Origin of the sequence: Shewanella sp. 11B5, assembly GCF_002836795.1 — a bacterium.
GTDB lineage: Bacteria > Pseudomonadota > Gammaproteobacteria > Enterobacterales > Shewanellaceae > Shewanella > Shewanella frigidimarina.
Window position 1 is genome coordinate 1 of record NZ_PJAP01000890.1, and the last position, 3,305, is coordinate 3,305.

3 protein-coding genes are annotated in these 3,305 nt (G+C 38.8%); 2 read left to right on the top strand and 1 reads right to left on the bottom strand.

Translation table 11 applies throughout. From position 1 onward, the window contains the following. The first annotated feature begins 181 nt into the window (after window positions 1-181). Both murB and birA read left to right on the top strand, forming a co-directional pair. Window positions 182-1,198 carry a UDP-N-acetylmuramate dehydrogenase gene (gene murB, locus CXF78_RS17760; RefSeq protein WP_102037506.1) on the top strand — a complete coding sequence of 339 codons (1,017 nt, stop codon included), beginning with the start codon at window positions 182-184 and terminating at the stop codon, window positions 1,196-1,198. Next, complete coding sequence (gene birA / locus CXF78_RS17765; RefSeq protein ID WP_102037507.1) at window positions 1,195-2,157, top strand: bifunctional biotin--[acetyl-CoA-carboxylase] ligase/biotin operon repressor BirA; 963 nt, start codon at window positions 1,195-1,197, stop codon at window positions 2,155-2,157. The genes murB and birA overlap by 4 nt, the downstream gene beginning before the upstream one ends. Window positions 2,158-2,193: 36 nt before the next feature. On the opposite strand, the gene coaA is transcribed toward birA, so the two are convergent. Then, complete coding sequence (gene coaA, locus CXF78_RS17770; RefSeq protein ID WP_011635625.1) at window positions 2,194-3,144, bottom strand: type I pantothenate kinase; 951 nt, start codon at window positions 3,142-3,144, stop codon at window positions 2,194-2,196. Window positions 3,145-3,305 lie beyond the last annotated feature (161 nt).

A 3,305-nucleotide genomic window follows, 5' to 3' on the forward strand; every position in this document is an offset into this window, starting at 1 on the left:
ATCGTTGGTTTTCCCAACTTATATCCAACCTACATATGAGTCACTGGTGTCACTAAAGTTATGAGAATAGTTGACGTATACAGCTTTTTCATTGATATGTTTTTAGTGTAATCATGCTAATTTGTTAGCTATTCCCTGCTACAATAGCGATATATTTTTTGAATTTGATGCTTTTCTATTTATGCCTATTTCGCTTACTTCATTAAACACATTTGGTCTTAACCAGCATTGCAATTCTTTAGTTGAAGTCACTAACAAAGATGAGCTAATAAAGACAAGCCTTATGCTGCATCAACAACAGAAAAGTATGCTCATCCTCGGAGGAGGCAGTAACGTAGTATTTACTGACGATTTTCAGGGAACCGTAGTTAAAGTTAGCACGAAGGGCATTACGATTAACGAAGATGATGATGATTATTATCTCACCATTCAAGCTGGTGAAAATTGGCATCAATTAGTTGAATATTGCTTAACTAAACATATTTATGGTTTAGAAAATATGGCTCTGATCCCCGGAACCGTAGGTGCTGCGCCAATACAAAATATAGGTGCTTATGGTGTTGAGTTTAATCGTTTCTGTCACAAGATTGAATTTTTACAACTCGATACGGGTGACTTAGTACATTATGATAATCAACAATGTGAATTTGGCTATCGCGAATCCATTTTTAAACAACAACTTAAAAATTTAGCCGTCATTACTGAAGTGACTCTAAAGCTGCCTAAGAAGTGGAAACCAGTGGTAAATTACGGGCCATTACAACACTTTGATGCTATGGGTGTTACTGCACAACAGGTATTTGATTGTGTTTGCCATGTACGTCAATCCAAGCTTCCCGATCCTAAAGTATTAGGTAATGTAGGGAGTTTCTTCAAAAACCCTGTTGTATCAGTAGTAGATTATCATTCACTTAAAAATCGTTACGAAGACTTAGTGGGTTACCAACAGGTTGATGACCATTATAAGCTTGCAGCAGGTTGGCTAATCGAGCATGCCGGTTTGAAAGGAATTAATATCGGTGGTGCAGCTGTTCATCAAGATCAAGCTTTGGTGTTGGTTAATCTAGGCCAAGCAACTGGTAACCAAGTATGCCAATTAGCGAAACACATAATTCAGACTGTTTTTGATAAATTTGCGGTCACATTACAACCAGAGCCTAGGATTATGGGCTCAGTTGGGGAGATAGAACTAAAATGAATGAGCATTGGTCGCGTAAACGGCAAATATTAGCATGTTTGCATCATAAACGTTTTGTTTCTGGTGAGGTAATTGCGCAATCCTTGTCGCTTACTCGTGCAGCAATTAATCAGCATATAGATGCATTAAAAGATTATGGTATCGAAATTTATAGTGTGAAAGGAAGAGGCTATAAATTAGCAAATCCAGTGTCGTTGGTAAATGAGTCTCACCTTGTTAATGGAATTGATGGTCGTTGTTTTTATTTTGATGAAACGACCAGCACTAATGCTTTTATGCTTGGACATGCCTCAGAATTAAAATCGGGTGATATTTGCATTGCTGAATATCAATCCGCTGGTCGAGGTCGAAGAGGGCGTCAATGGTTGTCTCCTTATGCTCATCATATTTATGCTTCCATGTTTTGGCGTTTAAATAATGATATTAGTCATGCCAGTGGTTTAAGTTTAGTTGTAGGTTGTTCTATTGTTGTATCTTTAGCTGACTTTGGAGTTGAGGGGTTGGGACTGAAATGGCCAAATGATATCTACCTTGATCATAAAAAATTGGCTGGGATTTTAGTTGAGGTCAGCAATTCGTCAGCTCAGAAAACAGAATTAGTCATTGGTTTTGGGATTAATATGAGTATGTCTGTAGAGCAGGGAGGGCTAATAGACCAGCCATGGAACGATCTATCTGGTTTGGTGAATATGCCTGATAAAACGGAGCTATTAATTAAACTACACAAAACCCTTAAGGCTGATTTACAGCTGTTTGAGCAGAAAGGGTTGGAGGCTTTCCTTGATCGTTGGAATAAATTTGATTTATTTATTGGCCGTGAAGTATCACTACTAATGGCACCTAATTCTGTTAACGGTATCTGTCGAGGTATTGACGAGCAAGGGGCTTTGTTACTTGAAAACGAGCAAGGGGTTACACGTTATCTTGGCGGTGAAATTAGCCTGCGAGCAGTAATGTAGATGCTAGAAATGAGCCTGCAATAGGCTCATATATTGTTATTTTCTAAGTAAAACTCGGTCCATTAAGTGGTTTGGGCCTTTTTGTAAGATGAGATTTGCCCGTTCACGCGTTGGTTGAATGTTGAGTGATAAATTGGGGCCGTTAATCGTATCCCAAATATTTGCAGCAATAGTATTAGCTTCATCATCAGTTAGACATGAATAGTGATGAAAGAATGAGTTTGGATCACTAAATGCGCCTTTCCTAAATTGTAAAAAACGCTGTTTATACCACTCTTTCAATAATGACTCATCAGCATCAACGTAAATCGAGAAATCAACAAAATCTGATACAAACGGCCTTCTTGTATCGATAGGCGTATCCAAACCCGTTTGCAGCACATTTAGCCCTTCTAAAATTAAAATATCGGGCTGACGGATGGCTTGATGTTCATCGTGACATCTATCGTATGTAACATGCGAATAAAGCGGTGCAAGAATCTCTTTTTGCCCAGCTTTAACTGCCGAAATGAATTCAACCAACATTTTCATGTCGTAACTTTCAGGAAAACCTTTACGTTGGAGTAACCCTTTACGTTTAAGGTCTGCAAGAGGATACAAAAAGCCATCTGTGGTAACTAAATCAACTTTAGGATGCTCAGGCCAACGTTGCAATAACGTTTGTAATATACGCGCTGTAGTGCTCTTACCCACGGCGACACTTCCTGCGATACTAATAATATAAGGACCTGGGGAAGCTTTTTGCTCCAGAAACTTATCAAGAACAAGCCCACGCTGCTGTTTTGAGCCGACAAATAAATTCAGTAAACGGCTGAGAGGAAGGTAAATGTCAGTGACTTCATCTAAAGACAGCTTTTCATTCATACCACGCAGATTTTCTAATTCTGCCTGGCTCAATGTAAGCGGCACTGATTTGCGTAATTCAGCCCAATGCTTGCGCTGAAAAGCAAAGTAGAGTGCATCTTGTATTGAGTTAATTGGATTCATAACCATTCCTCTAGGTTGGTCAGGCACATTACACTATCGAATAAATGGCGACAATAGTCTGCGGCTCATTTGTCTTCATCCCCCATTACATTTGCCTACAAATCACACTTTTTAAGTGAAACGAGTGTAAAAAAACGTCATTTGAAACTTTTTTTTGGTTT

What these genes read in the sequence shown, in the direction of transcription:
- murB (WP_102037506.1), top strand. Translation starts at nt 182, where the DNA reads ATGCCTATTTCGCTTACTTCATTAAACACATTTGGTCTTAACCAGCAT.
- birA (WP_102037507.1), top strand. Translation starts at nt 1,195, where the DNA reads ATGAATGAGCATTGGTCGCGTAAACGGCAAATATTAGCATGTTTGCAT.
- coaA (WP_011635625.1), bottom strand. Translation starts at nt 3,144, where the DNA reads ATGAATCCAATTAACTCAATACAAGATGCACTCTACTTTGCTTTTCAG.